The sequence below is a fragment of the Arthrobacter sp. Cza30 genome (assembly GCF_059090765.1).
The window spans coordinates 523,367-549,601 of record NZ_JBNHGA010000005.1 but is presented as its reverse complement, the minus strand read 5'-3'; the positions used below and the strand labels follow the sequence as shown (position 1 = coordinate 549,601).

The following is a 26,235-nucleotide window of genomic DNA, read 5'->3' as shown; positions in this document are numbered from 1 at the left end:
TGGTGTCTGGGATTCCGGGAGGGGCGTCAGGGAAGGGCTTCGGCGGAGAGTTCGCCGACGGCCACGCGGAGCCGCAGCCGTGTTCCGGCCGGTGCGTCCGCCGCGTCGCGCAGCACGCTGCCGTCGGGCAGCTGGGCCACGGCATAGCCGCGGTCCAGGGTGTTTTGGGGGGAAAGCGCACGCACCTGCGCCTTCAGGTGGGCGACCCGGTCGGTGTCACGGTGAACCGCCGCCGAGACGGCCTGGTGGGCCCGCGAGACGAGCCGGTGGAGATCTTCCGCCCGGACGTCCACCATGCCCGTGGGGTTTGCCATCACCGGGCGGCTGCGCAGCGCGGCCAGGCGTTCGGTTTCGCGGTGGACCAACTGCTCCACCCGGCGGGCAAGCAGGGCGCGGGCCTGCCCGATCCGATGCAGTTCCTCGCTGACGTCCGGGACGATGCGCTTGGCGGCGTCGGTCGGCGTGGAGGCACGCAGGTCCGCGACGTCGTCGAGCAGGGGCCGGTCCGCTTCGTGTCCGATGGCGCTCACGACCGGGGTGGCGGCGGCGGCCACCGCCCGGACCAAGTCCTCATTGCTGAAGGGCAGCAGGTCCTCCAGCGAACCTCCGCCGCGGGCGATGACGATGACGTCAACATCGTTGCGGGCGTCGAGCTCTGCGAGTGCCTGCATCACCTGGGCCACGGCATTCACGCCCTGGACGGCAACTTCCCGGACCTCGAACTCGACGGCGGGCCAGCGCAGTGAGGCATTCCGGATGACGTCCTTCATGGCGTCGGAATCGCGTCCGGTAATGAGGCCGATGCGGTGCGGCAGCAGGGGCAGCCGCCGCTTCCGGGACGGATCGAAAAGGCCTTCGGCGGCCAGCGCCCGGCGCAGCCGCTCCAGCCTCACCAGCAGGTCGCCGAGCCCCACCGGCCGGATGTCCCTGGTCTGCATGGTCAGCCGCCCGGTCTTGACGTACAGGTCCGGTTTGATCTGGGCCACCACCCGGGAGCCCGGTTCCAGCGGCATCTCCAGGCGCGCCATCACGCTGCCCCAAACCACCAGGCTGAAGGATGCCTCGGCGTCCGTGTCCCGCAGCGTCAGGTAGGTGGTGGCGTTCCGGCGGTTGAGCTCAATGACTTGGCCTTCCACCCAGGTGGGCGGCACGCGGTCGATGTGCATCTTGAGCTTTTGGGACAGCAGCCGCAGCGGCCACGGGTTGTCCGCCGTCGTCTGGTTGGCAGTCGGGGGCAGGGTCGATTGTCCGGTGCCGGCGCCTTGGACCGCGCTTGACTCCATGAATTGCCCCTTCCGGAGGTGTGATTCCGACGGCTGCCGGAGACCCTCCATTCTTACCAGTTATCCCTGTCAATCGGATTCTCTGTTGTACTGGGTAGGGGTAGGCGGCGCTCCTCGAGCCCCGCCGCATCTGTGTGAAGCAAGCAAGGAAACGGAGGCGACCGTGCGGACGTTGTTGGCTGCGGTCGGCGGGCTGCTGGCCGTGCTCCTCGCCGGGGCCGCGCTGTGCGGGGCCTGGGCCGACCAACGGGTGCTCGACCGGGCGGGCTTCGTGTCGCTGGCCGCCCCGCTGGGCGACGACGCCGGGTTCCGGTCGGCGCTGGCCGCGACCATCACGGAAGAAGTTGCCGGCAGTGCAGAGTTGCCGGCCGGTCTGCAGGAACTCGTGCGGCCGATCGTGGAGCGAACCGCGGAGGCGATGACCGAACTGGCCGGATTTCCGCGGGCCCTGAACGAGTCGCTGGCCCTGTCGCACGCGCATACGTTCTCCGGGACTTCCGGGGGAGAGGCGGCCGTCACGCTGGATATCGCCCCCATGGTGGCGCTGGCGGTTTCGCGGGTAGCGGACGCGCTGGGTACTAATATCCGGAGCCCCGAGCAGGTGTTGTTGCCGCTGGGCTCTGCGGAGGCAGGCGGCGTCCTGGCCTCGGTGCGGGACCTGCCGTCGCTGTGGTGGGTCGCGGCGGTGGCAGCGGCTGCGGCACTGGTGCTGATGCTGCTGGCCGCCCGGCGTCCCGCCACGGCGCTGGCCTGGGCCGGTATTGGCGCGGGATTACTGGGCGCGGTCCTCTGGCTGGCCGCCGGGCTTGCGCCGCCGCTGGCAGTGAATGCGGCGGGCGAAAGTGCGTTGGCCCAGGTGTTCCTGGGGAGGCTGGTCGAGCTGGCCGTTGCCGACTTCCGGCCCTGGGCCGCCGTCTTCGCCGGCGCCGGAGTGGTGGTCGCGGTGGCCTGTTTCACTCTGCGGGCGGTGCTGGGCGGGGCCCGGCGGGCCGGGCCCACGGGCTAGCATAGAGGCATGGCCAGTACTGCTGTTTCCCTTTCCATGCCTACCATTCCCCGCAAGCGCCGCACCCCGGACGACGTCTGGGCTGCCGCACCCGTGGACGGTGACAAGAAGGTGCTGCTGGCGGCCCCGCGTGGTTACTGCGCCGGCGTCGACCGCGCCGTGATCGCCGTGGAAAAGGCGCTGGAGCATTATGGCCCGCCCGTGTACGTGCGCAAGCAGATCGTCCACAACGTGCACGTGGTCTCCACGCTGGAGGAAAAGGGCGCGATCTTCGTCGAAGAGACCGACGAGGTGCCCGAGGGCGCCCTGGTCGTTTTCTCGGCGCACGGCGTTTCGCCGGCCGTGGTGCAGTCAGCCGAGGACCGCCAGCTGCGGACCATCGACGCGACCTGCCCGTTGGTGACCAAGGTGCACCGGGAAGCCGTGCGGTTCGCCCGCGACGGCAACGAGATCCTGCTGATCGGTCACGAGGGACACGAAGAAGTCGAAGGGACCTACGGGGAAGCGCCGGACCACACCACGATCGTCAACAACCCGGACGAGGCGCGGACAGTGCAAGTGCGCGATCCGGAAAGGCTGATCTGGCTGTCGCAGACGACCCTCTCGGTCGACGAGACGCTGGAAATCGTGTCCATCCTGCGGGACCGCTTCCCGGCTCTGCAGGATCCGCCGAGCGACGACATCTGCTACGCAACCTCCAACCGCCAGGCCGCAATTAAGAAGATCGCACCCCAGGCGGACCTGGTGATTGTGGTCGGCTCCGAAAACTCATCCAACTCCGTGCGGCTCGTCGAGGTGGCCCTCGAATACGGCGCCAAGGCGGCCTACCGCGTGGACTTCGCCAACGAGGTTGACGAGTCATGGTTCGAGGGCGTGGCCACCGTAGGCGTGACCTCCGGAGCCTCCGTTCCGGAGGTCCTGGTGCGCGAGGTGCTGCGCCTGTTGGGCGACTACGGCTACGGCGACGTGGAAGAAGTGGTCACCGCCCAAGAGGACATCCTCTTCTCGCTGCCAAAGGAACTGCGCGCCACGCTCAAGGAACGCGGCGACGAATCCCGCGGCCTCGGGGGACGCGTCACCCACCCGGCCCGCTAACCCTGGCATCCGCTGCGCAGGGTGGCCCCAATGGGCCGCCCTGCAAGGCGTACCGATTGCCCTGCTACGCGGCCGGGTCCCGGCCTTCAATCAGTTCGGGGGCCGAGAGCAGCCGGGGCGTGTTCTCCAAGGCCGCCGGGGCGGCGGGTTCCTCCAAGGACGTGCCGTCGAAGGCGTAGATCTTCCGCGCGGTCGGCAACACCCGTGATTCCAGCGTCCCCACAAACGAGTTGTAGCGCTCGACCGAGCTCTTGAGCGACGAGCCCAGCCGGGTGACATGATCGCCCAGCGTGCCGAGCCGCTCGTAGAGCTGCCGCGAGAGGTCGAAGATCTCGCGTGCGTTGTCCTTGAGCACTTCCTGCCGCCAGGTAAAGGCCACCGACTTCAGCGTGGCCAGCAGCGAGACGGGGGAGACCAGCGCAACGCTGCGGGCAAAGGCGTGGTCGAGCAGGCCTGGATCGGCATGCAGGGCGGCGGAGAGCACCGCCTCCGAGGGCAGGAAACAGAGCACCAACTCCGGGGAGGCCTGCAGGCTCTCCCAATACTTCCGCGCCGCCAGGGCATCCACGTGCGCGCGCACCGCCTTGGCATGCGCGTTCAGCAGATCCACCCGTTGCTGCTGTTCCGCAGCCGATGCGGCTGCCGGGATTTCCTGCGCCTGCAGGTAGGCACGCAGCGGGACCTTGGCATCCGCGACGATGGACTTTCCACCCGGCAGCCGGATGATCATGTCCGGGCGGCCGGTCCGGTCCGCGCCGGCGAGGTGCACCTGCTCATCAAAGTCCACCCGGGCGAGCATGCCGGCAGCCTCCACCACCCGGCGCAACTGGACCTCGCCCCACTGGCCGCGGGCGGAATTGGACTGCAGGGCGGACGCGAGCGTCTGCGTGGAACGCATCAGCGCCTCGTCGCTGCGCTGGGCCGCGCGCAATTGTTCGGCCAGCTGGCCGAACTGCTCCACCCGGTCCCGTTCCAGCAGGCTGACCTGCTGCTGGACGAGCTTGAGCTTCTCACCGACCGGGATCAGGGCGCGCAGCACGGTGTTCTCTTGCTCATCATGGGCGTAGAGCTGCGCGTTCTGCTCGGCGAGCATCCGGCGCTCCGCCTCCGCCCCGGCGAGGCGGGCCGAGAGCTCTGCCAGCCGATCGCCGTCGTCCTTCGCGGCGTCCTGCAGATCCGCCAGCCGGCGGCGGAGAAGGACGGCCACGGCCGCGGCGCCGGCGGCGGCACCCACGAACAGGGCCAGAAGGGCGAGAAGTACATGCGATGCATCCATACCTTCACCATGCCAGCCGCCTCGGACAAAATACGGCACGCGGGTCGATGTGTCCGGGCCACGGTATCCTTGACTACCGTGGCTCTAACTATTGGCATCGTCGGACTGCCCAACGTCGGCAAATCAACTCTCTTCAACGCACTGACCCGCAACAGCGTGCTCGCGGCAAACTACCCGTTCGCCACCATCGAGCCGAACGTCGGCGTGGTCTCGCTGCCGGACCCGCGGCTGGAGAAGCTGGCGGAGATCTTCGGGTCGCAGCGGATTCTGCCCGCCACCGTGTCCTTCGTGGACATTGCCGGCATCGTCAAGGGCGCTTCCGAAGGTGAGGGGCTGGGCAACCAGTTCCTGGCGAACATCCGCGAAGCGCAGGCGATCGCCCAGGTCATCCGTGTTTTCGACGACCCCGATGTGGTCCACGTGGACGGCAAGGTCGACCCGCGTTCGGACATGGAAACCATCAACACCGAGCTGATCCTGGCCGACCTCCAGACCTTGGAGAAGGCCCTCCCGCGGGTGGAGAAGGAAGTCAAGATCAAGAAGCGCGACGCCGCGGAGCTGACCGCCCTGCACGCGGCGCAGAAAGTCCTGGAGCGCGGCGACACCGTCTTTTCCTCGGTCGAGAGCGACAAGCTGGACATGGAAAACCTCCGGGAACTGAGCCTGCTGACCGCCAAGCCTTTCATCTATGTGTTCAACGTGGACGACGCCGTGCTCGGCAGCCCCGAGCGGCAGGCCGAGCTGCGCGGGCTGGTGGCACCCGCCGACTGCGTGTTCCTGGATGCCAAGCTGGAAGCGGACCTCGTGGAATTGGACGAGGAAGAGGCCCGCGAGATGCTGGAGATGAACGGCCAGGACGAGTCCGGGCTGGACCAGCTGGCGCGGGTGGGCTTCCACACGCTGGGCCTGCAGACCTATCTGACGGCCGGGCCGAAGGAAGCGCGCGCCTGGACCATCAACCGCGGGGACACTGCTCCGCAGGCCGCCGGCGTGATCCACTCGGACTTCCAGCGCGGTTTCATCAAGGCCGAGGTCGTTTCCTTCGCCGATCTGGTGGAGGCCGGGTCGATGGCCGAGGCCAAGGCCCGCGGCAAGGTGCGGATCGAAGGCAAGGACTACGTCATGGTCGACGGCGACGTGGTTGAATTCCGCTTCAATGTCTGATGCTCTGCCGGCTTGCCCGGAGTGCCGCGAGGCGTTCACCTACGAGCAGGGCGCCTTGCTGGTGTGCCCGATGTGCGGCCATGAATGGCCGAAAGACTCGGCCGAGAACATGACGCCGGAGGCCGCTTCGATCAAGGATGCCGTTGGCAATGTGCTCGCTGATGGTGACACGGTCACGGTCGTCAAGGACCTCAAGGTCAAGGGCGCCGGTGGCGGTGTGGTGAAGGTCGGCACTAAGGTGCGCGGCATCCGACTCATTGAGGACGGCGTGGGCGATCACGACATTGATGCGACTGTTCCCGGGTTTGGGCGGATGCAACTAAAGTCCAGTGTGGTGAAGAAGGTCCTCTGATCCGCGGCACTCCCAAGGGGCCGGGGTTTCGTTATCGATGCGGATGCTCGATTGCGTCAGATCAATAGTGGGTTGGTGATTCGTAAAGGTCCGATTCCTGCCACGCTCCTGGCGCTCGGATTAGCGTTCGGCAGACGTCGTTACAAGCGGACCGCGACACCCGCACGGGGGAGCGAGATCATCGCACCTCGTGGAGCATCACGGTTGCAGACGTGGCCCGTCCCAGGTTCCATTTGTCGGTTTGGGACCCAGCCGGAAGACTTGGCCCATGGTTCCTATTCAGCGGAATGTCCTCACGCTGCGGCCGACCCTTGTGACCATCGAGACGCACATATCGGCACGGCGAAGCCGAAGGGTTCCTGTTCCATTCCTTGACTTCATCGTCGACGGCGTCCCGCTGGCCGAAGGGATTTTTGGTGACGGTCTGGAACGGCTTCCTACACGATTGCAGCCGGAGTGGGCGGAGCTCAGCCTCGAACAGCAGTTAGGGAAGCTGCTTGGGAACGGGGTAGCTGACTACCCCGACGGTCGAACAGCAATGTATGTCTGTAGGTGCGGCGATCTCGATGATGCCGGCGTCGGTGCGCGAATCTATCGAAACGAAGGCAGCATCATCTGGACGGATTGGGCGTGGAAAGACGGCTTTGACTTAACCGAGCCCATCGGTGGGCTCGGAACAATGTCCTTTGACTTGAACGCGTATGAGCAGACACTTGTCGAAGCTCGGGAACGGCTTGCGTCCATTCCGGACTGGGACCCGCCCAAGGACAAATTTCTGTGGCCGTGGCAATGGGGATGGTCCTTGGCTGGCAATAGTCCTGTGAGGGGCAAGCCGGACATACTGCTGCTCAGGGAGGCGGTGCTCAGGGCTTTTCTCCATACAGACCCGGCCGGGATGGGGGGCGGAGGTACGTGGTTTCCCGAATCCGAATATGACACCGAGGTCGACAGGGCAACGAGTTGGCTCGCCAAAGGCGTGCCGCCGGGGGAGATCGCCGCGAGGACGATGCGCTTCCTAGTCCGTGATTGGGGAGTCGAGGAGCAAGCCGACAAGCAGGAACAGCTCACACACGCCCTGGAATCAATCGGCCCTCTGCCCTGATTTAACTACAAACCCTTGAAGGATCCGTGAACGCGAGAGTCCCGCAGGGGAGCCGGCGCTGGAGATTGCGGGGTGGCGGATAAATCCACTACATAATGTCAGTTATGTTGTGGATGGGGCGATATCACGCCACCTGACTCATGGAACAATCACCTCCTCGCCGGGGGTGAGTCCACTGCTGTGTAAGCTCCTGATATGCCAGTGAATAGAGCGGGAGAGCAGCACATTGCAGTGTTCGGCGAGAGCGGGAGCGGCAAGACCGTCATGCTCTCCTCGTTCTACGGAGCCACGCAAGAGTCGCAGTACCTGCAGAAGAGTTTGTTCCATGTAGTGCCGGACGACATTGGCCAAGGCAATCGGCTGCACAGAAATTACCTTGGGATGAAAAATTCGGCGCGACCACCTGAGGCGACCCGTTTTGCTGCCACGTCATATTCTTTCAAGATCAAAATGAAGGATGGGCTGAGACCAAGCAGAAGGGGCAGAGGCGCTACGCCGATCGACGCCCTTCGCCTCGTCTGGCACGACTACCCTGGGGAGTGGTTCGAGGAGGAAGTAATCGGGTCTGAAGAGGCGCAGCGCAAGGTTGACACGTTCAGGTCTTTGCTGGGATCTGACGTTGCCCTCTTGCTGGTAGACGGCCAGCGATTGCTGGACAACTCCGGCAAGGAAGAGCGATACCTGAAGTCCTTATTAACGAATATCCGCAACGGACTGCTGTCCCTGAAAGATGACCTATTAAAGGATGGCCAGCCTCTTGTGGTGTTTCCGCGCATATGGATTATGGCGTTGTCCAAGTCCGATCTGCTGCCCAACCTGGATGTGTTCAAGTTCAGGGATCTCCTCATTGAGAAGTCGTCCGACGACATTGAGGAGCTTCGGAAAGTTCTCGCTGGGCTAGTGGAAGATAGCGAGGCACTGTCCGTGGGTGAGGATTTCGTGCTGTTTTCGTCAGCGAAGTTCGACGCAAACAAAATTGAGGTGAACAAGCGCGTTGGTCTGGAGTTGATCCTGCCGCTGGCCGCGATGCTCCCGTTAGAACGGTACGCACGGTGGGCCCAAGCAAGGCGGATCCGTGGAAAAGTGGTAGAGAATCTGCTGGTCGGCACCGAATTCTTGGCCGCAGTGCTGATAGCGGGCGAAGGTCAACTGCCTGGTCGGTTAGGTCAGCTGCTGAACCGTTTTGATGCCAATCGGGTGAAAGATGCGGCCCGGCTAGCTAGCGAAGCGGCAAAGCTGGCAGGAGACAAACTCAGAAAGATCAATTCTGAAGCGCGGGCGAAGCAGGACAATCTCAAAGCCACGCTGTCCGGTTTCCGGATGGACTTGGACAAGGGTGAAGAGGAGCAGACTCTTCTGAGGAGTCGTAGGTGAAGCTCATCTGGGCCACCCGTGGACGAACCTGGGGATTTAGGTTTCTTCGAGACGGGGGAGTAGAGGATTTGCTCCTGGTCTACGACGAGGCCTTTTCTGGTGCCGAGGATGAGCGGGAGGTATGTCGCCGTCTCGACAAAAAGGTGGCACTTCGTTTCCCCGATCCAGAGGGGCGGCAAGATCGGGCGGGCCGAGTGATCTCGCACGATTTTGTAGTTTTCGAGCCGTTGGCCGATCGGCTCAACTCGGCAGAAGACGGCATTCAATTGGTCTGGCCCGCGGTTGCCGGCGAATATGCCCGGGTGTGGGATCGGACCGAACCGCCGTAGACGTTGACTGGGGAAGGGGATGCCTCTCAGCCCGTATGAATGTTGAGACGACGACCAGCGCTGGCGTTCTTTTCGGGATCGAACGATGTACATAGGGGATCTCAAGGCCGGCTGATCTGCACGGTTCTTAGGCCGAACGCCTTAACACCTCGGGATGCGGGAAGCGCCGTACTTGGCACAAGGTGTCGATTAATGACCGCAGTGCACCGAGATATGAAGTCCAGCGGACGTGTAAACATGCGGCCGGTCACATCCGGGAGAATCGGATAACAGGCCGGCGACAGCGAACAGGAGCAGGGGCAGTGACGATGGGACGGACGGACACGGGGACATACCTCGACTTCGGGCAGTTGCGGCTGAGACCGCTGGATCATGACGAGTCGAAAGCCGACCTGATTGCTGACTACTGGCAGAACGAGGTCCAGGACGGAGACCTGGTTTTTCCCATCGCGGTCAAGGATGTCCTGAAGCTGGCTGATGGCGTTGCGAGCGCCTCCCGGCTGCCCGCTCATGTTGCCCGGTTTGTCACCGCCGAACTGACGGGACTGCTTTGCCCCCGCTGCGGCGGGGCGCTGGGTCCGGTGCAGGTGAGGAACCGGACCCAGGCCCAGCAGGCATGGAAGGATCGCGCCGCAGCCTCCACCAGCTGCGCGCACTGCTGGGAGCTGATCGAAGGATGGATTGGGGACTGCGACCGTCCGCTACCGGAGGAGGCTTCTCTGGTCGCGTTACTGGCCGCCCACGACCTGCGCGGGACCGACGCCTATGGCGACCTGATTGCCGGCCAGACGCTGGAACGCCAGCTCGGCCACCAGGATGCTGAGCGGCTCAGTTGGTCCGTGCTGGTGCCGCACTCGGCGACCGGTGCGGACGCGTTGATCTTCACCGAGGACGGCCGTCCCTCGTACTACATCGCCCGCCTGAACTGGAAGTTCGCTGGCGAAGGCGGTCCCGCCGCACGTCGGCAGGCGTTCGAAGATTGGCTGGACGAGCGGCTGGAAAACATCCTGTGGGAATTCTTCGACGATGTGGCTGCCGCGGCGGCGACCGCGATCGAGGACGAGGTGCTGCGGTTGATCCGCCAGTACCTCGAAGAGCGGTCATTCCCGGCTCTCGATGCGCCGCAGCAGGCCCGGGTCCGGCAGCTCGTCGCCGACTACTGGGGCCGGCTGAACCTAGGCCATTTCTTCAGCATCGCTTGGTCGGCGGTGCGATCAGCTACGGACATCAAGGCCGTGCAGCCGAGGATGGGCCGCGCCTCAGTGGCCGGCTATGTGATCAACGAGTTCGGCCGCGGCATCGAGAAGATGCTCACGGGTGAGTGGGAGCGGCGTGAATACGGTCCGCACCGGAAGCTGCCGCACACGGACCGGTCCCTGACCCTGTTCCGGACCGTCTTTGGCTTGGACATCCTCAAAGCCCTGCCCTCCGACATCGAGGACCTGCGTCCGGCGGCGGATCCGCGCGAGGTGAATCGGCTGCTGCTGGAGATCATCGACCGCCGCCGCGACGAGGCCGGTGAGAACAAGGCCGGGCTGATGGAGTCTTTCACCAGGGTTTACGGCAGAAACCTGGAACGGATGGAGGAGCCCCTGGCTTTCGCGGCCGCCCTGCATGGGATGGACTATTTGGAAGAGTTCATTCCGGCTGCCATCGTGCAGGGGGTGGCCGGGGAGATCGTCTCCATGCGGGAATCCGCCGAGGCAAAGGCCCTGCGCGATATGGTCTAGGTTGCCGGCTTCACCACCTTCGGCGACATGATCGATCTCGGAATTGTCATCAAAGACAGTGCTATCGAAGAAACGGTGCTCGAGGTGTGCGAGGCGAATAAGGCCTCGCTGACAGTCGTTATGGTGCACCGTCGAAGGTCCTAACCAATTGTCAGCGTGGGTGGGCGAAGGATCTGTTGATCTGATTTAGAGTACTGAAATGGGACACAAAGAACCGATGTCGATCGCCAGCGCTTTGCGGCAGATCCAGGACCGACGACTCATACTTCCTGCGATTCAACGCGAGTATGTGTGGAAACCCTCACAGATTATCCGGGTATTCGACTCAGTCATGCGTGGGTACCCCGTCGGCAGCTTTCTATCCTGGAAGGTGTTGCCGGAGACGATCGGCAAGTTCAAGTTCTATGGATTCATGACGGAATACAGCGCCTTCGACAACCGCCACAACCCGGTGATCGATATTCCCACAGACCGTGAAGTGGTCGCCATCCTTGATGGTCAACAGCGTTTGACCTCTCTCAATATCGGGCTTCGCGGGACCTACGCGTACAAGAATCACGGTGGTTGGGCGAATAAGTCGTGGTCTTATCCGGAACGCCGTCTGCATCTGAACCTGGCCAGCGAGGCCCCGGAGAACGAGCTCGGCCTCAAGTACCATTTTCAATTTCTGACGAAGAAGGACGCTTATGCGGCGTCGGACGACGAGAGCAAGAAATGGTTGCCGGTTTCCGACATCTTCGACGCATCGGACACGGCATCTTTAATACAACTGTTGGCCAAGCACGAAGTCGGTAATGACCCTGAAGCTGCGGCATTGGTCAGTAAGCTGTGGGAGGCAGTCCACAAGACCGCCAGCCTTCATTTCTACGAAGAGAACGACCAGGACATCGAGCGTGTCCTGGACATCTTCGTGCGGGTTAACTCCGGCGGCACCGTCCTGTCGTATAGCGACCTACTGCTGTCTATCGCTACCGCACAGTGGGAAGGTGACGCTCGAGCCGCCGTTCACGGGCTGGTGGATGCCCTCAACCACACCGGGAACGGATTCAGCTTCTCCAGAGACACGATTCTGAAGTCAGGGCTGATGATGGCTGACGTTCGTGATATTGGATTCAAGGTCAAGAACTTCACTACGACAAACATGGCGAAGCTCGAGTCTGACTGGGACGTCATGAGCAAATCGCTCCAGGTTGCGGTCGGCCTACTCAGTGATTTCGGTCTGTCCGATGGATCGCTCACCGCAGATAGCGTGTTGATCCCGGTGGCTTACTACGTCCACCACCGTCGGCTCGATCACTCTTACCGCGAATCGCCTAAATCTCGCGAGGACCGCGAGTCTCTCCGGTCATGGGTTCTGAGATCGCTGATCGTGCGTGGCGTGTGGGGCTCCGGCTTGGACACCTTGCTCCGCGATCTCCGCGAGATCATCAAATCGCAGGGCAATTCCGCGTTCCCCGTGGCCGAGATCGAGCGGGCGATGTCTCGGCGTGGCAAGCCGCTCACCGTTACCGACGCCCTTGTGGACGACATCTTGAGTCTGTCGTACGGAAAGGCACGTACCTTCGCCGTACTCGCAGCGCTTTTCCCACATGTCGACACGCGCAACCAGTTCCATGTAGACCACGTCTTTCCAGCCGCGCTGCTCGACAGGACAGCCCTACGACGTCAGAAAAAAGACGACGGTACGGCGAGGTTCACGCCCGATGAGATCGATGAGCTAATCGATCGGAGAGACCGTCTGCCGAACTTGGAACTCCTCCCCGGTCTCGAGAACATCGGAAAGTCGGCTAAATTACCGGAGAAGTGGCTGGCGGCGGAGTATCCCTCAGCGCACGACCGCAGTGCTTTCCTGGAACGCAACGCGTTACCTGAGTCGCTTCCCCTCTCGGTAGAGGAGTACATGGACTTCTTCGACGAGCGAAGTGTGAAACTTGCTGCTCGTATCCACAGTTTGCTCAAGCCTCAAACAAAAGACCCATCAAATACAGAATCGACAGTGCTCATTGACCTTGACGAGGAGCTCTCCGAAGGGGACGATTCCGACTAACGGGTCGAAACCGAGATTCGCCTCGCCCCACCCATTGAACTGTTGATCGTGAGAGGTTATTCCGCTACGGAACGTGGTGGAATTTAGGTTTGCGCTCTAACCTCTGGTGATGGTTTCGTCGCAAGAACTGTCAGGGCCGGGACCGTGACTGCCCCGTCCTGGCAGTCAAGGCCCGCTTATCCACACGGGTCAGCCTGCCGGTGATTCCGCCGTTCCACTTCGCCGCCGTTCTGGCCGCCTTGGCCACACAAGGTGCCCGGGATCGAAACGGTCGATCCGGCGGTAGGGACCTGTACGCCGCCTTTCACGACCAGCGGGGGAACCGTTTGGGCCACCGCATCACTGGCGCCTGATGCCGTCGGTCTAGACATCGGCAGCGACGACCGGTCCGTCATGGGGAAATCACGACGGCGGCGCGCGGCTGGCTCGATCTGGGTACGGAACCAGCGCGTGCCGGCTGCGGGTCTGTGCGGGGACCCGCCGCCGGCACGCTACTCGCCGCCCGCGCGGGCCGCGGATCCTCGGCTACCTGGACGGCTTCGGGGGCGTCTCAACCGTTTTCGGCCAGCCGATGATCAGGGTGTGGTAGCGCTGGGCCAATACGAGGTTGGACGCGTCGGCCACCCCAAACTGTCGTGGTCGCTGTCTAGCGCCGTTAGCTACCCTGAACTGATCAAACGTGTGTTCCATTGAGATCGAGTGCGATGTCTACGAGCATGTCTTCCTGACCACCTATGAGTCCGCGCCGACCGACCTCGACCAGCAAGGTACGCGCATCGGTACCATAGGTTTGCGCCGCGTGCTCGGCATGACGGAGAAAGCTCGAATACGCGCCGGAATAACCAAGGGTCAGTGTCTCCCGATCCACCTGAACCGGGCGATCATGGAGTGGACGTACAAGGTCGTCAGCCGCATCTTGGAGGGCAAAGAGGTCGGCTGCGACCTGCCAACCTGTCAGTTTTGCCACCGCCACGAACGGTTCGATCGGGGTGTTCCCGGCACCGGCGCCGTGACCGGCTAGCGAGGCGTCGACGCGGAAGGCACCATCCTCGACTGCCGCGACCGAATTCGCGACAGCAAGGGACAGGTTCTGGTGGGCGTGAATCCCGATTTGAGTACTCTCGTGCAGCACATCGCGATAGGCGCGGATGCGCTCCCGCACGCCATCCACCGTGAGGGCACCGGCGGAATCGGTGACGTAGACGCAATCGGCCCCATAAGATTCCATGAGTTTCGCCTGAGCGGCTAGCGAGTCCGCATCGGTCAGATGTGCCATCATTAGGAACCCCGAAACATCCATGCCCCACGACTTCGCGGTCTCGATGTGCTGTCGGGAAACATCAGCTTCGGTGCAGTGGGTGGCGATCCGCACTGAGCGGATCCCGCGTTCATAGGCCTCACGCAGGTTCTGTATGGTCCCAATCCCGGGCAACAGGAGTGTCGTAAGCTTTGCACGCGTCACAGCTTCCGCCGCCGCGTCGATCCATTCTAGGGTGTCATGCGACCCCGGTCCGTAGGTGAGGCTCGCACCGGCTAGCCCATCGCCGTGGGCAACCTCGATGGCGTCGACGCCTGCCGCGTCGAGCGCCCTGGCAATGCGGCCGACCATTTCCGGTGTGATGTGGTGCCGGACAGCGTGCATTCCGTCGCGAAGCGTCACGTCTTGTAAGTAGATGCGTGGGGTGGTCATACGATCGCCTCCTGGGTTGCGAGCGAGATGCGCTCTGCCGCTTGGAGCGCGGCCGAGGTCATGATGTCGAGGTTCCCTGCATAGGCAGGCAGGTACATGGCTGCGCCTTCCACCTCGAGGAACACGCTCACTCGCGTGTAGCCTGCCTCGTGGCGCAGGGACTCGGGTACAAGGATCGCGCTGTCGGCCGGTTCAGCCTCGAAGACGACCTTTTGTTTGAGCCGGTAGCCGGGGACATAGGCTGCGACCTCGGCGACGCGTGCGTGCACTGCCTCGGTTATCCGGGCGCGAGCTTCCCCGTCCGTGGGCCCGGTGAGCACCTGCACCGTGTCGCGCATGATCATGGGCGGATCCGCGGGGTTTAGGACGATGATCGCCTTGCCGCGGGCAGCTCCGCCCACTTCCTCGATCGCGGCCCGGGTTGTCTCGGTGAACTCGTCGATGTTTGCCCGGGTGCCGGGCCCGGCCGAGCGGGAGGATATCGATGCGACAATCTCGCCGTAGAGGACGGGGGTCACGGTTCCAACCGCGTGGATGACCGGGATCGTGGCCTGGCCACCGCAGGTGACCATATTGATGTTCGTCTCGCCCAGGTGTTCCTCGAGGTTGACCGAGGGGATAACGTACGGACCGATCGCCGCGGGCGTGAGGTCGACCAGGCGTTTGTCGAACGGAGCGAGTTTCCTTGCATTCTCCTCATGCGCCGAGGCGCTTGTCGCGTCGAATACGATCCGGATATCGGCAAAATAGGGGCTGGCGATGAGCCCTTCCACTCCATCTGCCGTGGTGGCAATACCCATCGATTCAGCACGTGCGAGCCCGTCCGATGCGGGGTCGATGCCCACGAGCATTCCCATTTCCAAGTTCCTGCTTGTGCGCATTACCTTGAACATCAGGTCCGTTCCAATATTGCCGGACCCGATGATGGCGACCTTCGTCTTCGACATGCTCCTCATTCCGTTCAGTCGGGTGGCCGGTTTCAGGCCAAGGTGGTAAGTGTCGCGGGCGTGAAGCCGGGTGCGCCAGCGGCCCAGCTGCCGCCTGACTCCAGCGGGAACGAGGCGGTGACGGCACCGGCGAGTACGATGGAACCGCGGTGCAGCGCCTGGCCGTAGCCACCGATGGTGGCCGCGAGCCAGTGGAGCGCGTTGACGGGATCCTTCAGCACTGCGGAGCCGGGGCCGGAGACGAGGGTTTCCCCGTCGTGGGTGAGCGTGATTTCCGTCGAGATGATCCGCTCTAGCAGCTCCGGCGTGGCTTCGCACCATTCGCCCACGACAATCCGCGCAGAGGACGCATTGTCCGCCACCGTATCCACGAGACCAATGCGCCAGTCGGCGACCCTCGAATCGATCACCTCGATGGCGACCGCGACCGCCCCGATCGCCTCCCGCACCTGGGCAGGGCTCGGAGAAGCGGGCAGTTGGTGGTCGATGCGGAAGGCGAACTCCGGTTCCAGGCGCGGGGCGACAAGGTCCCCACATTGGATCGCATCCCCGTTGCCGACCACCATGGCGTTGGTGATGACCCCGAAATCAGGGCTGTCGACGCCGAGCTGCTGCTGCATCGCGGCCGAGGTCAAACCGACCTTGCGCCCGATAACCAACTCACCGTTCTCGAGCCGCCGGGCCAGGTTGATGTTCTGTACTGCGTATGCATCGTCCAGGCTTAGCTTCGGGTACGCCAGGGACGGTTGCGGTATCGGCTTCCGAAAGGTTTCCGCTTCCCACAATGCGTCGGCTATTTCCCTGATTTCCAGATCGGTGAGTCCCACGCCCTTCAGAGCTCCTTGGCCAGGAACGCGTGCACCAGCATGAGCATGGCATCCCGCCGCTCGATTTGGACCCAGTGTCCACACTTTTCAAAGATATGCACTTGGGCGTTTTCGAGATGTTGACTGAAGTAGATCGAGGCATCGGGGGTGATGAACCGGTCTTCCTGCCCGTGGACCAGGAAGACCCTGTGGTTGATCCGGCGAAGCGCCGACGGGGGCACGGTCATTTCGGCCGGCGAGGTCGGGAGCGCATACATCGACTGGAACGAGCGGCGCACCTCGGGCCGGTGCACCTCGGTGTAACGCTCTTCAACGATCTCGTCAATCGAGGCGCCGAGGACGTCTTCGTCATACACGAACCAGCGCGTGAGCGACTCGATGCCTTCTCGCGTGGCATCCTTGTAGAAGGAGACCATGCGAATCACCTCGGGGGTGGGTGCCATCATCTGGCCGCCTGCGCTCCCCATGAGAATGATGTCGCCAACGCGTTCGGGTGCGGTAGTGGTGATCCACAGCGAGAGCGCTCCGCCTGCTGAGTTCCCAACCAGATGCACCTTTTCGATGCCGAGCGCATCAAGCAGGGCCAGCACCTGGCGCACCCGGGCACGCATCCATTGCGTCATGGAAGCGGGCGCATCTTCGGCTTGGGGGTGTTCGGTATTACCGAAGCCGTAGAGGTCCGGGGCGATGACGCGGTACCGGTCCGAGAGGCCGGGGATGAATTCCCGCCAGTTGGTGGAGGCGTTCGCGCCCGGGCCGCCGCCGTGAAGCAACAGCACGACATCGCCGTCGCCATTTGAGTCGATATACTCGGTCATGAACCCGTTGGTTTGTACGTGCTCGATTGTGAATTCGGCCATTGGCGTTACGCCTCCGTCGTCGTATTCATGATGTGGTCATCGGTATGGGGCACGTAGTCGGTCGGGCCCCACATGGTCAGCGCCGTGGCAATGTCGTCGACACCCCATTCCACGGGCTCCCAATCCGGGTCGAAGATCAGGTAGCCGTTGCTGAAGATCTCCACCCGGTGGCCGGATCCCGGGTCGCGCACGTAGAGGAAGAACGCCTGGCTCACCCGTGCTTGCCGGGGCCCTGGTCAGGCTTGATCCCGGCCTCGACCATGATGTCGGCGGCACGGAGCACGTCTGCAGCATTATCGAGCCAGAACGCCAGGTGGTGCATGCGGGCCGGGGTTGTTTCACGCGGTCCGGCCTGCATGAGTCCGATGTCGTGGACCAGTGGGGTCACGCTCATCCAGCCGCCCAGACGGCCGTTCGGGGTTTGGATGTACTCGCGCAGCTTGAACCCAAGATTGTCGGTGAGCCACTCGTGCTGGGCTTCGGGGTCCTGTGTCGTCCAGAGGTTGACGTGATCGACGCGGCGCACGCCAATGCCGCGGTTCCACGACTTGTAGCGCTGGTTCAGCAGCACCGAGCGGTCCGCCTCGGCCACTCCCGGCTTGTCCACGTCGTAGTACAGGCGGAATTTGTGTCCTGACGGCATTTGCACACGCAGGGATTCGCCGTAGCCGTCTTCCCTGTTCGGGGCTTCGACGGTCACGTCGTTACCGTTGTCGGTGAGCAGCGTGTGGAAGCCTTCGAGGTCCTCGGGCCGCTTGACCCGCCAAGAAACGTGGTCGAGCCGAGCGCGGTCCGATGCCTCGAGTACGAGGCTGTGGTGCTCACGCTCCATTGCAGCACGGAGGTAGACCTTGTTTTCGGTGCAGGCGGTGACTTCGAGGCCAATGACGTCGCGGAAGAACCAGAGTGACTTCTCCAGGTCCGGGGTCATCAAGTGTGCGGCGCCGAGCTTTGCGATTTCGGGTGCGTACGCGAACGTCATGATCGCTCCTTTGGATGAATGCTTCAGTGGCTGATGAGGTTAGGCAGTGAATTCTTCGAGGCGGGCCATGCCGGAGTGGCCAGCCCGGATACGTCGGCGGCCGCGGCGAACCGGTCCGGGCGAAGCGCCACAACCCGCGTGCCGAACTTCCGCATCCAAGCCAGCAGGCTTCCGCCCAGGTCCACGAACTCCTCGGCGCGTTTGGTGCCCTGGCTCCGCTCGCGCACCGTGAGGTATCTGGCACCCAGCGCGTCCCAGCCGGCCCGCTCTTCGGATGAAAGGACCCCGAGCGGGTCGACCCCGTCGCCGAGCAGCACATAATCGCGGCCGAGGACCTCGTCGAGCCGCAGCATCCAGCCGTCCGCGGTTTCCACCTTCGGCTGTGGCGCCATCGTGCCGATGATGCTCGACTCCCCAACAGGGCCGTTAAGCCATCCGTCGATGAGAAACGGCGGGGCAATGAGCGGCGGTTCGATGCCTTCCGGTGGCGGGGCCGTCGCTGCGGCGAGTTCTTCGTCGGTCAGCTCCTGCTTGATGATCCTGCCCAGTCCCACCGCTAGCCCGGTAAAGTGTTCCACGTTCGGGCGCCGTTCGGTCTCATACGTGTCAAGGAGTGCCTCGGGGGCAGTGCCGGCGAGCACACGTGCGATCTTCCACGAGATGTCATACGCGTCGCGCATACCTGACTGCATTCCGGCCCCCGCCCAGGGCGGCATGAGATGGGCCGCATCGCCGACGAGGAAGACCCTGCCCTCGCGCCAGCGCTCGGCCATGCGCTCATGGTGCCGGTAGAAAGCATGCTGATGGATGTCAACATCCTCGCGGGTCACGCCAAGGTCGTTGAGCAGGCGCCAGACGTCTTCTTCGGTCTGGAAGTCGGCCTCGCTCTCGGTGGGTCCAAGTGGCAGTTCCCAACGGTGATTGCCCAGCGGGAGGGGCAGGTCCACCACAGGGCGCTCCTTGTCGGACCAGAAGGTGAGGAAATCACGGTCCGGCCACCAGCGCTTGACCCGGCAATCGACGACGATCCACTGGACATCCAAGGTGTCCCCTTCGAGTCTGATGCCCAGGTCATGGCGGGTGCGGCTCGCGCCGCCGTCGCACGCAAGGACATAGCGGACCCGGATGTTGCGCTCTTCGCCGGTTCCCGGGCTGCGATACGTGACCGTGGCTCCGTGTTCGTCTTGCCTGGTTCCGGTGACCTCCCAGCCGTAACGCACGTCTATCAGTTCGGGGAAGCGTTCACTACCTTCGCGCAGGACCGGTTCGAGGGCTGGCTGGTAGACGTTGTAGAAGCGGGTGCCCTCGATCGTTCCGAGCGACGATGGGGGAAACTCGATGTGCAGCAGTTCCGTGCCATCGTAGGTGATCCAGCGCAGTGCGCGCTGGGGATCGAGCACCTTCAGCGCGGCCTCGTCCAGACCCAGGTCCTGGAAGATGCGCATCGTCCAGTCGTTGACTGTTACCGCACGTGCTCGGGGGTAGATCTCGACGTCCCGTTCGATAGCCACCACCGAAAGCCCGCGCGTGGCCAGCGTGTTGGCGGCCGTGACCCCGGAGGGCCCGTACCCGATAATCGCGACGTCCGCATCAAAGTGCCCGTGTGATTCGAAACTCTGCACTGTCCTGCCTCCAGATCCTCATTGATCGTTACTGGATGTGTGCGACGGGGCGTCGCGAATGGACTCACCATACGTACGCTGGTGGCACAGCTGCGAGCACCCGTGCCACTGGGTGGGCCGAGCATGGCTGGCCCACCGGTTATGTGGGGCAGACTGAATTTGGCAGGTAAGGCCGCCACGGAGCGCATCGCGAAGGAGCCGAAGAATTGCAGCATCCCACCCAGCGGGACAACCCGATTGCAGTGGTCGACCGGATCGCCTCCATCGTGAACTGCGTGGCCGAGCAGAGCCACCCGATCTCGGTCAGCGAGGTCGCTCGGAAGACCACGCTGCCGAAGTCGACCGTTTCACGCATCGTGCGCTCGATGGTGCCCCATGGCCTGCTCGAATTTCAGGACGAGGGGCTCGTGCTCGGGCTGAGGTTCTTCGAGCTCGGGGAACAGGCCTCCCGTCCCCGCACGCTGCGCCGGCTCACCTACGCGCATATGGAAAGCTTGCGCCGGGTCACAGGCCATACGGTGCACCTGGCAGTACTCGACGGACCCCATGTGGTGTACATCGAGATCTTGCGCTCCCGCTCCACCCCGCCGCTGCCTAGCCGCATCGGCGGCAGGGTTCCAGCCCACGCGACAGCGGTCGGCAAGGCGATCCTCGCGTTCTCCCCACCGGAGGTGACCGAGGGCATCATCGAGAACGGGCTGGCGCGGGTCGGCCCGTGCACCATCACGGATCCCGATGGGCTGCGTGCGGCGCTGTGGCGCGCCCGCGCCGCCGGGAGCGCCGTTGAAAAGGAGGAATCCGGGCCGGGCCTGGCTTGTGTCGCCGCACCGGTGCTCGTGGGCGAAGAGCAGGCACCGATCGCCGCGATCTCAATCTCAGGGGTCTTGGCGGATATGGATTTCACCTCCAGCACGCAGGCACTCAAGGAGGCCCTGGCCGCGCTGCGTCGCCAGTCAACTCTGCTGCCGCGAAGCGGACGCACCCTGTAGCCCGACTGGCATGCCACAGCGCCTGTACAGCAGACTCCTGATGGCCGCCCCACCTCTGGGCGTGGTGATGAGAGGTTTCTCTGTGACGGAATGTGGTGGTGGAGTTCCGCTTCAACTGTAGCCGGGCGTTGTCTCCATCGTGATCGGTAATGCCGCCCAAGGCTAACTTACTGCCGGTAACAAATGGACGAGTCGATCAACGTTCACTGCCTAGCGTGGCCGTCCCTTTGAGCCGGCGAATCACACCTCATCAATTGCTTCCATGGTCCTACCCCGCCCTAGGGGAAGCACCTTTCCGGTCTGTCATAACGGGGTCGCAGCGCCGAGTCGCTGTTGAGGGCCATCCTGGTTCGTCAACATAAACTTTGGTCGATTGCGTCATCGCGCCATTCTCATCCCTGCTCTAAATAGGCGAAGGCCCTGCTGCAGCAGAGCTTACTCGGCTACGGAACGCGGTTGAATTTCGGTTTGCGATATAACGTCTGGGCTCCCGAAACGTGGCGGGTGGTGATGTGGGGAACTTCCGGGTGACGCGCCGGAGGCTGGAGCTGACTACCGACCCGCACACCGCCGCAAAATGGTTCGAAGAACTGCCGGCCACCGGTATCGAAGGACTTTTCACGTCGAACAGCTGCGGTACTACGTATTCGAGCTGAAGACCGGCCGGTTCCAACCCGAGTACGCCGGGAGACTGACTTACCGGCCTGCGCGGCTTGGAAAAACAGTGCTCTTGAACCGCCCGCGAGGCATTGCCGAGAACCACAACAGGTTTGTCGGTGAGCTGTTCCTCCGCGGCTGTCAGCCGGATATGAGATCGGCAACGCTGACTCTTTCAGATGCTGCACCCATCCCCTTAATGAGAATGGTGCCTTCGTGCAGATCGGTGACTGTTGTACACAGCGTTGCCAGAGGGTCGTTGTTGCGAGCGGTCCGCAGCACGCCATTGGGCAATTCATCACCTGCCAGGATGTCCAGGAACCAGTCGGCGTCGGGTTCCTTTGCAGGCAATGGCAGGGAAGACAGGAAGCGGCCCCTCGCCATGCTTTCTCCGACCTGACCCAACTGGGCGGTGGTGCCGTTAGGCTGTTCGTCTCGCGGGTTCGACGCCAGGTTTTGGGGGAGCTGGCGGATGTGGTTGGTGTGCCAGTCGAAGGGATCCTCAAGATGCGGGCGTTGAACGGCGACCTTCCCTGCGGCACTCTCGACCACGGCTACGTCCCCGGTTTCTAGTTCGCCGAGGTTGAAGCTGAAGCCGCCGGAAATCGGGTGCGTTTGCAGGAATTCGAGGGCTTCCTCCATGGATTGCGTTTGCTGCAGTCGGCGGGCAACAAAGTGTCGTCCGGCGCCGTTGCCCGGCTTTGAGATTGGCAGGTGGTTGATTCCCCAGACAAGATTTCCTGCTGTGGCAGCGAAGGCGTTCGAGGCGATAAAGCCGGGATACCACTGCACGGCAACCGCCTGTTCGCCGTCGATATTTAGGCTCAGGAACATGAGGTCGGTTCCGACTGCCGGCGCGCCGTCTTCGTTGTGGGCCACAAAGGACTTGCCGCGGCGCCAGACGAGGTCGGTGCATCCGGTTCCGTCGTAGGCGCCGATGTCTCCGCGGATGTTGGCCAGGAACAGGTCTTCGGCATCGAGGCCAGCCCCGTCTGCCATGGCGGTAAGTTCCGAGAGCACCTCTGGATAGGATTGCTCTGCGGCCGACAAAAGGTCCTTATAGCGGCGCATGCCGTCTGCAGAATCCCTCCACCTGCGCAGGCCTGAGCGCTCGGGCATTGCGCCCTGCACGGCCCAGATCTCCCGAGCGCACAGGCGTCCCAATTCGGTGAAGACTTCGCGCCTGCTGCCCCGCAGAGTCAGCCACCGCAGGCCCGACAGCTGCGTGTCCCTGACCAGAGTCTTCATACCCGTTGTCCCTTCTTCGCGGCAGTTACGCAGAAAAAATGTATTGACGAAACGCAATTGCAATTGCATGCTTGCGTACACAGGCAATTGTAGTTGTATCACCCGAATGCTTCATCCGGAACCCGAGCTGTCCTGGAGGACACTATGCGATCTGCGTTGCGCACTAAAACAATCTTGGCCGGTGTCGGCATTATGGCTTCCGCCGCTCTCGCACTAACCGGATGCGGGGGCGGTTCGGATGCGGCCTCCGAAAAGGACCCGCTCACGGTCGCGACCGATACCGCGTTCGTTCCCTTTGAATTCAAAGAAGGCGATACCTACGTCGGCTTCGACATCGATCTCTGGACGGAAATCGCGGGGGTGATGGGCCGTGAGTTCAACCTGCAGCCCATGGACTTTAACGGGATCTTGCCGGCTCTGCAGACCGGCCAAGTCGACGTAGGTCTCGCGGGCATCACCATCACGGAGGAACGCAAGGAAGCCATCGACTTCTCCGACGGCTACTACGACAGCGGTTTCATGCTCATGGTTCCCAGCGATAGCGAGATTACCGGTACCGAGGACCTGGCCGGCAAGACGGTGGCCATGAAGACCGGAACGTCCGCGAACGAATGGGCAAAGGAAAATCTCTCCGACACCGAACTGCGCCTGTTCCCAAACATAGACAATGCCTACCTGGAACTTCAGTCCGGCCGAGTGGATGCCGCCATGCACGATACGCCCAACGTCCTCTACTACATCAAGGAGAACGGCGGCGGCAAGGTCAAGGCAGTGGGCGAGCAACAGATGGCCCATGAGTACGGCATCGCTTTCCCCAAGGGAAGCGAGCTGGTTCCGCAGGTCAATGAAGCCCTGGCGGCAATCAAGGCAGACGGCCGGTACGACAAGCTTTACGAAAAGTGGTTCGGCGAAGCCCCGTCCAAGTAGGACATGCTCGTACGCCAAACCAGGGGGGGGGCCGCGGCGCGGCCCCCCACTTAGATCGGAGACCCATGCAATTCGACTGGTCAGTTATTGCCGAGGCATTGCCCGAGCTGCTGCGCGGGGCCTCTGTGACCATTTACATCACCGCTGGCGGCCTGGCCGGCGGCCTCGCGCTCGGCCTGATCATAGGCCTGCTGCGCGCGTATGCGCCCAAGGCCATCAACGCACTGGCGTTCACCTACGTGGAAGCGATCCGCGGCACGCCCATCGTCGTACAGGTCATGTTCATCTACTTCGCGCTGCCGATGCTCATAGGTTTGCGCGTTGACCCGATGGCCGCCGCGTTCACGGCCATCATCATCAACGCAAGTGCATACATCGCCGAAATCGTCCGCGGCGCCTTTCTTTCCGTCCCAACCGGGCTGAAGGAAGCAGGCTTGGCCATGGGCCTGCCGATGTGGAAGGTCCTAGTGTTTGTGCTCGGACCGGTGGCATTCAGGAGGCTTATCCCGCCTCTGGGCAACCAATGCATCGTCAGCCTCAAAGACACTTCGCTGTTCATCGTGATAGGGGTCGGAGAACTGACCCGTACCGGCCAGGAAATCATGGCCACCAACTTCAAGGCGGTCGAGATCTGGACCGCCGTGGCTGTGCTCTACCTGATCATGACCGGTTTCCTCAGCGCCGTGCTGCGCTACACCGAACGAAGGGCGAAGATTCTGTGAGCATCGTCGAATTCCACAGCGTCACCAAGACTTTCGGCGACCTGACGGTCTTGGAGAGCATCGACCTCTCGATCGATGCCGCGGAAGTCGTCGTCGTGATTGGGCCCTCCGGCTCCGGCAAGTCGACTCTGTTGCGCTGTATCAATGCCTTGGAAGGCATTGACTCGGGGGACCTGGTGGTTGATGGAACCAGCGTTAGATCTTCCCCTTCCAAAGTGCGTCTGATCCGCCAGGAAGCGGGCATGGTTTTTCAGCAGTTCAACCTCTTCCCGCAGCTGACCGCCCTGGAAAACGTTGCCTTCGGTCCCCGCAGGGTCCGGGGCGCGACGCGCGCCGAGGCACGTGAACAGGCCCGACAGCTGCTAGCCAAAGTGGGCTTGGCCGAACGGGCGGACCACTTGCCCAGCCAGCTCTCCGGCGGCCAGCAACAGCGCGTGGCAATTGCGAGGTCACTGGCCGTCAAACCCAAGGTCATGCTCTTTGACGAGCCGACCTCCGCCCTGGACCCCGAACTGCGCCAAGAAGTGCTCAGGGTCATGCAGGGACTTGCCCAAGAGGGCATGACCATGATCGTTGTCACCCACGAGATGAGCTTTGCCCGCGAGGTAGGAACACGCCTGATTTTCATGGAGGGCGGCCACATCGTTGTAGACGACGACCCGCGGAAGATCTTGGCCGATCCTGAAAACCCGCGTCTGCGCGAATTCCTCAAGCACGTTTCCTAGACCACAGCACAGAAGGAAAGAGCAACCGATGACGATGCATTCGGCCACCCTGGCCATCAATGAAACCATTCGTGCCAAGGCCGCCGCCGGAGAAAAGGTCCTGCACTTGGGCTTCGGAGAGGCAGGCCTGCCCGTGCCGTCGTTCGTCCTGGACATACTGCGCCAAGCGGCACCCCTCAACAGCTACGGAGCGGTTGTCGGTTCCGAAGCCGCCCGTGCCGCCGCCGCCGGCTGGTTCACACGACGCGGATCCGTGACCCGCGCCGCCCAGGTGATTTTCGCACCCGGATCCAAGCCGCTGCTGTTTGCTCTGATCGCGGCGCTTGAAGGCGACTTGGTAATCCCGCAGCCAGCCTGGGTCAGCTATGCCGCTCAGGCGGAACTGCTCGGAACCGGAATCATCCGGGTTCCGGTGACCGAAGGCGCCGGCGGCGTCCCGGCGCCGGAGCTGTTGAGGACCGCACTGGAAACCGCCAAGGCGAAAGGGCAAAAGCCCGGGATCCTGCTGCTGACGGTACCGGACAATCCCACGGGCACGGTGGCCGCTGACCGTGATGTCAAAGCGGCAGTGGAGATTGCCCGGGAATACGGCATGGCCGTAATCTCCGACGAGATCTACGCCGAGGTCGTCCACAACGGTTCCGCACCGAGCCCACTCACCCATTATCCCGAACGCACCATCGTCACCTCTGGACTGAGCAAGTCCATGGCCCTAGGCGGCTGGCGGATCGGATTCGCGCGCGTACCCGACAACCATTGGGGCCACGACCTGATGGACCGACTGGTTGGGGTGGCCAGCGAAATCTGGTCAGCCCTCGCCGCGCCCATGCAAGCCGTTGCGGCATACGTCCTCTCCGATCCCCAAGAGGTTACCGAGCACATTTCCATAGCGACACGCTTGCATGCAAAGATTGCCCGGGCCGTCCATGGCGAGTTCGTGCAAGCCGGCGCCATCTGCCGCCCGCCAACAGCGGGCTTCTACCTCTATCCCGACTTCGAACCGCTCCGTGGCCACCTGGCGGCCCAAGGCATCCACACCAGCCAAGATCTGGCCACATCACTTCTAGAACGTTTTGGTATCGGTGTTCTGCCAGGATCAGCCTTCGGCGACCCCGACGGCGCCCTCAGGCTCCGCGTTGCCACCAGCTTGCTCTACGGCACCACCGACGAACAACGCTGGCAAAGCCTTCAGAGCGAAGACCCCGCCTCGCTTCCGTGGATCGCCGAGTCCCTTACCTTCCTGCGCGAAGGACTGCACCGCCTGGCCCGGAATGGGTAGGT

The 26,235-nt window shown here is 63.1% G+C and carries 24 protein-coding genes; 14 read left to right on the top strand and 10 right to left on the bottom strand.

Going from position 1 to position 26,235, the window contains the following annotated elements:
• Positions 1–26: 26 nt before the first annotated feature.
• Complete coding sequence (gene xseA, locus AC5RVZ_RS19760) at positions 27–1,283, bottom strand: exodeoxyribonuclease VII large subunit (RefSeq protein WP_494067421.1); 1,257 nt, start codon at positions 1,281–1,283, stop codon at positions 27–29.
• 163 nt (positions 1,284–1,446) lie between these two features.
• On the opposite strand from xseA, the gene AC5RVZ_RS19755 reads away from it, so the two are divergent.
• A complete protein-coding gene (locus AC5RVZ_RS19755; protein WP_494067420.1) occupies positions 1,447–2,289 on the top strand; it encodes a hypothetical protein in 843 nt (280 codons plus the stop codon).
• Positions 2,290–2,298: 9 nt separating this feature from the next.
• Positions 2,299–3,384 carry a 4-hydroxy-3-methylbut-2-enyl diphosphate reductase gene (locus AC5RVZ_RS19750; protein WP_494067419.1) on the top strand — a complete coding sequence of 362 codons (1,086 nt, stop codon included), beginning with the start codon at positions 2,299–2,301 and terminating at the stop codon, positions 3,382–3,384.
• Between the two features lie 64 nt (positions 3,385–3,448).
• Here the strand turns inward: AC5RVZ_RS19750 and AC5RVZ_RS19745 are convergent, their stop codons facing one another.
• Positions 3,449–4,660 carry a DNA recombination protein RmuC gene (locus tag AC5RVZ_RS19745; RefSeq protein ID WP_494067418.1) on the bottom strand — a complete coding sequence of 404 codons (1,212 nt, stop codon included), beginning with the start codon at positions 4,658–4,660 and terminating at the stop codon, positions 3,449–3,451.
• A 78-nt stretch (positions 4,661–4,738) separates the two neighbouring features.
• Between AC5RVZ_RS19745 and ychF the strand changes: the two genes are divergently transcribed.
• From ychF to AC5RVZ_RS19710, 7 genes are all read left to right on the top strand, one after another.
• A complete protein-coding gene (ychF, locus tag AC5RVZ_RS19740) occupies positions 4,739–5,824 on the top strand; it encodes a redox-regulated ATPase YchF (protein WP_494067417.1) in 1,086 nt (361 codons plus the stop codon).
• Positions 5,817–6,176 (top strand): zinc ribbon domain-containing protein YjdM, encoded by a 360-nt coding sequence (locus AC5RVZ_RS19735; protein ID WP_494067416.1) that lies wholly within the window; start codon positions 5,817–5,819, stop codon positions 6,174–6,176. Before ychF ends, AC5RVZ_RS19735 begins: the two co-directional genes overlap by 8 nt.
• A 268-nt stretch (positions 6,177–6,444) precedes the next feature.
• Entirely contained in the window at positions 6,445–7,278 is an 834-nt protein-coding gene (locus AC5RVZ_RS19730) for a hypothetical protein (protein WP_494067415.1), read from the top strand.
• Between the two features lie 195 nt (positions 7,279–7,473).
• On the top strand, positions 7,474–8,652 hold the full coding sequence (locus AC5RVZ_RS19725) for an ATP/GTP-binding protein (RefSeq protein ID WP_494067414.1): 1,179 nt from the start codon (positions 7,474–7,476) through the stop codon (positions 8,650–8,652).
• Complete coding sequence (locus AC5RVZ_RS19720; RefSeq protein ID WP_494067413.1) at positions 8,649–8,981, top strand: hypothetical protein; 333 nt, start codon at positions 8,649–8,651, stop codon at positions 8,979–8,981. Before AC5RVZ_RS19725 ends, AC5RVZ_RS19720 begins: the two co-directional genes overlap by 4 nt.
• A gap of 302 nt (positions 8,982–9,283) precedes the next feature.
• Positions 9,284–10,711: a hypothetical protein gene (locus AC5RVZ_RS19715; protein WP_494067412.1), complete on the top strand. Its 1,428-nt coding sequence runs from the start codon at positions 9,284–9,286 to the stop codon at positions 10,709–10,711.
• 199 nt (positions 10,712–10,910) lie between these two features.
• A complete protein-coding gene (locus AC5RVZ_RS19710; RefSeq protein ID WP_494067411.1) occupies positions 10,911–12,758 on the top strand; it encodes a DUF262 domain-containing protein in 1,848 nt (615 codons plus the stop codon).
• A 673-nt stretch (positions 12,759–13,431) separates the two neighbouring features.
• On the opposite strand, the gene dmpG is transcribed toward AC5RVZ_RS19710, so the two are convergent.
• Genes dmpG through AC5RVZ_RS19675 form a run of 7 tightly spaced genes read right to left on the bottom strand, consistent with a single transcriptional unit; the run spans position 13,432 to position 19,686 of the window.
• Positions 13,432–14,448 (bottom strand): 4-hydroxy-2-oxovalerate aldolase, encoded by a 1,017-nt coding sequence (dmpG, locus tag AC5RVZ_RS19705; RefSeq protein ID WP_494067410.1) that lies wholly within the window; start codon positions 14,446–14,448, stop codon positions 13,432–13,434.
• On the bottom strand, positions 14,445–15,395 hold the full coding sequence (locus AC5RVZ_RS19700) for an acetaldehyde dehydrogenase (acetylating) (protein WP_494067409.1): 951 nt from the start codon (positions 15,393–15,395) through the stop codon (positions 14,445–14,447). The genes dmpG and AC5RVZ_RS19700 overlap by 4 nt, the downstream gene beginning before the upstream one ends.
• Before the next feature lie 32 nt (positions 15,396–15,427).
• Complete coding sequence (locus AC5RVZ_RS19695) at positions 15,428–16,222, bottom strand: 2-keto-4-pentenoate hydratase (protein WP_494067408.1); 795 nt, start codon at positions 16,220–16,222, stop codon at positions 15,428–15,430.
• 5 nt (positions 16,223–16,227) lie between these two features.
• Positions 16,228–17,082 (bottom strand): alpha/beta fold hydrolase, encoded by an 855-nt coding sequence (locus tag AC5RVZ_RS19690; RefSeq protein ID WP_494067407.1) that lies wholly within the window; start codon positions 17,080–17,082, stop codon positions 16,228–16,230.
• Between the two features lie 5 nt (positions 17,083–17,087).
• A complete protein-coding gene (locus AC5RVZ_RS19685) occupies positions 17,088–17,297 on the bottom strand; it encodes a hypothetical protein (RefSeq protein WP_494067406.1) in 210 nt (69 codons plus the stop codon).
• Positions 17,294–18,064 carry a VOC family protein gene (locus tag AC5RVZ_RS19680; RefSeq protein ID WP_494067405.1) on the bottom strand — a complete coding sequence of 257 codons (771 nt, stop codon included), beginning with the start codon at positions 18,062–18,064 and terminating at the stop codon, positions 17,294–17,296. The genes AC5RVZ_RS19685 and AC5RVZ_RS19680 overlap by 4 nt, the downstream gene beginning before the upstream one ends.
• A gap of 23 nt (positions 18,065–18,087) precedes the next feature.
• Positions 18,088–19,686 (bottom strand): bifunctional 3-(3-hydroxy-phenyl)propionate/3-hydroxycinnamic acid hydroxylase, encoded by a 1,599-nt coding sequence (locus AC5RVZ_RS19675; protein ID WP_494067404.1) that lies wholly within the window; start codon positions 19,684–19,686, stop codon positions 18,088–18,090.
• A gap of 206 nt (positions 19,687–19,892) precedes the next feature.
• Between AC5RVZ_RS19675 and AC5RVZ_RS19670 the strand changes: the two genes are divergently transcribed.
• Positions 19,893–20,675 (top strand): IclR family transcriptional regulator, encoded by a 783-nt coding sequence (locus AC5RVZ_RS19670; protein ID WP_494067403.1) that lies wholly within the window; start codon positions 19,893–19,895, stop codon positions 20,673–20,675.
• Between the two features lie 798 nt (positions 20,676–21,473).
• On the opposite strand, the gene AC5RVZ_RS19665 is transcribed toward AC5RVZ_RS19670, so the two are convergent.
• Positions 21,474–22,661, bottom strand: a complete 1,188-nt coding sequence (locus tag AC5RVZ_RS19665; RefSeq protein WP_494067402.1) for a C45 family autoproteolytic acyltransferase/hydrolase — start codon at positions 22,659–22,661, stop codon at positions 21,474–21,476.
• 63 nt (positions 22,662–22,724) lie between these two features.
• On the opposite strand from AC5RVZ_RS19665, the gene glnH reads away from it, so the two are divergent.
• From glnH to AC5RVZ_RS19645, 4 genes are all read left to right on the top strand, one after another.
• Positions 22,725–23,507 carry a glutamine ABC transporter substrate-binding protein GlnH gene (glnH, locus tag AC5RVZ_RS19660; RefSeq protein ID WP_494067401.1) on the top strand — a complete coding sequence of 261 codons (783 nt, stop codon included), beginning with the start codon at positions 22,725–22,727 and terminating at the stop codon, positions 23,505–23,507.
• Positions 23,508–23,572: 65 nt separating this feature from the next.
• A complete protein-coding gene (gene glnP, locus AC5RVZ_RS19655) occupies positions 23,573–24,229 on the top strand; it encodes a glutamine ABC transporter permease GlnP (protein WP_494067400.1) in 657 nt (218 codons plus the stop codon).
• Positions 24,226–24,954, top strand: coding sequence for a glutamine ABC transporter ATP-binding protein GlnQ (glnQ, locus tag AC5RVZ_RS19650; RefSeq protein ID WP_494067399.1), 729 nt, complete (start codon positions 24,226–24,228; stop codon positions 24,952–24,954). Before glnP ends, glnQ begins: the two co-directional genes overlap by 4 nt.
• 28 nt (positions 24,955–24,982) lie before the next feature.
• Positions 24,983–26,233, top strand: coding sequence for a pyridoxal phosphate-dependent aminotransferase (locus AC5RVZ_RS19645; protein ID WP_494067398.1), 1,251 nt, complete (start codon positions 24,983–24,985; stop codon positions 26,231–26,233).
• Positions 26,234–26,235: the final 2 nt, after the last annotated feature.

Excerpts from the sequence above, each read along its gene's own strand:
- xseA (WP_494067421.1), bottom strand. The coding sequence starts at position 1,283 with ATGGAGTCAAGCGCGGTCCAAGGCGCCGGCACCGGACAATCGACCCTG.
- AC5RVZ_RS19750 (WP_494067419.1), top strand. The coding sequence starts at position 2,299 with ATGGCCAGTACTGCTGTTTCCCTTTCCATGCCTACCATTCCCCGCAAG.
- AC5RVZ_RS19745 (WP_494067418.1), bottom strand. The coding sequence starts at position 4,660 with ATGGATGCATCGCATGTACTTCTCGCCCTTCTGGCCCTGTTCGTGGGT.
- AC5RVZ_RS19735 (WP_494067416.1), top strand. The coding sequence starts at position 5,817 with ATGTCTGATGCTCTGCCGGCTTGCCCGGAGTGCCGCGAGGCGTTCACC.
- AC5RVZ_RS19730 (WP_494067415.1), top strand. The coding sequence starts at position 6,445 with ATGGTTCCTATTCAGCGGAATGTCCTCACGCTGCGGCCGACCCTTGTG.
- AC5RVZ_RS19725 (WP_494067414.1), top strand. The coding sequence starts at position 7,474 with ATGCCAGTGAATAGAGCGGGAGAGCAGCACATTGCAGTGTTCGGCGAG.
- AC5RVZ_RS19710 (WP_494067411.1), top strand. The coding sequence starts at position 10,911 with ATGGGACACAAAGAACCGATGTCGATCGCCAGCGCTTTGCGGCAGATC.
- dmpG (WP_494067410.1), bottom strand. The coding sequence starts at position 14,448 with ATGACCACCCCACGCATCTACTTACAAGACGTGACGCTTCGCGACGGA.
- AC5RVZ_RS19700 (WP_494067409.1), bottom strand. The coding sequence starts at position 15,395 with ATGTCGAAGACGAAGGTCGCCATCATCGGGTCCGGCAATATTGGAACG.
- AC5RVZ_RS19690 (WP_494067407.1), bottom strand. The coding sequence starts at position 17,082 with ATGGCCGAATTCACAATCGAGCACGTACAAACCAACGGGTTCATGACC.
- AC5RVZ_RS19680 (WP_494067405.1), bottom strand. The coding sequence starts at position 18,064 with ATGACGTTCGCGTACGCACCCGAAATCGCAAAGCTCGGCGCCGCACAC.
- glnH (WP_494067401.1), top strand. The coding sequence starts at position 22,725 with ATGCGATCTGCGTTGCGCACTAAAACAATCTTGGCCGGTGTCGGCATT.
- glnP (WP_494067400.1), top strand. The coding sequence starts at position 23,573 with ATGCAATTCGACTGGTCAGTTATTGCCGAGGCATTGCCCGAGCTGCTG.
- AC5RVZ_RS19645 (WP_494067398.1), top strand. The coding sequence starts at position 24,983 with ATGACGATGCATTCGGCCACCCTGGCCATCAATGAAACCATTCGTGCC.